The sequence below is a fragment of the Flavivirga algicola genome (genome assembly GCF_012910715.1).
GTDB classification, from domain to species: domain Bacteria; phylum Bacteroidota; class Bacteroidia; order Flavobacteriales; family Flavobacteriaceae; genus Flavivirga; species Flavivirga algicola.
Genome location: NZ_JABBHF010000026.1, coordinates 1 through 702 on the forward strand (window position 1 = coordinate 1; position 702 = coordinate 702).

1 protein-coding gene is annotated in these 702 nt (G+C 44.7%); it reads left to right on the forward strand.

Annotation, left to right across the window (positions count from 1 at the left end):
- Positions 1 to 702: Ig-like domain-containing protein (locus HHX25_RS21055; RefSeq protein WP_205958092.1), on the forward strand; the 702-nt coding region annotated here is incomplete at both ends.

Here is a 702-nt window from a genome sequence, read left to right on the forward strand (position 1 = left end):
GATACGACTATAAACTTGACAGACGTCGCGAATGCGAACTGTAATATAGCGCTTACTGCCAGTACTACTGTAACGGTTAATGCGCTTCCTGTGGCCTCTGCGATTACAGGCCCTACAGAGGTTTGTGTAAGCGAAACAATTGATTTGACCGAAGGAACTACAGGTGCTATAAATTGGACTTCTTCAGATGTTAGTATTGCTACTATAGATGCCAATGGCGTAGTAACAGGTGTTGATTTTGGTACTGTTAATATTTATTATGAGGTTACTGATGCGAATGGTTGTACTTCTTTACCTTCTGCAGATTACACGATTACAGTAGGCCCTTCAACTGATAGTGATGGCGATGGCCTTACCGATTGTGAAGAGACTACGGGAATTGATGACCCGTCAACCCCAGAAGTACCAATAGGTATAAGTGATGAAAATGATCCATGTGATCCGATGCATACTGTTGTGGCATTAACAGATACGGATGGAGATGGTTTAACCGATTGTGAGGAGACTACGGGGATTGATAACCCAGCTACACCAGAGGTACCGACTGGTACGAGTGATGAGAACGATCCGTGTGATCCGATGCATACTGCTGTGGCGTTAACAGATGCGGATGGAGATGGTTTAACCGATTGTGAAGAGACTACGGGGATTGATAACCCAGCTACACCAGAAGTACCGACTGGTACGAGTGATGAGAACGAT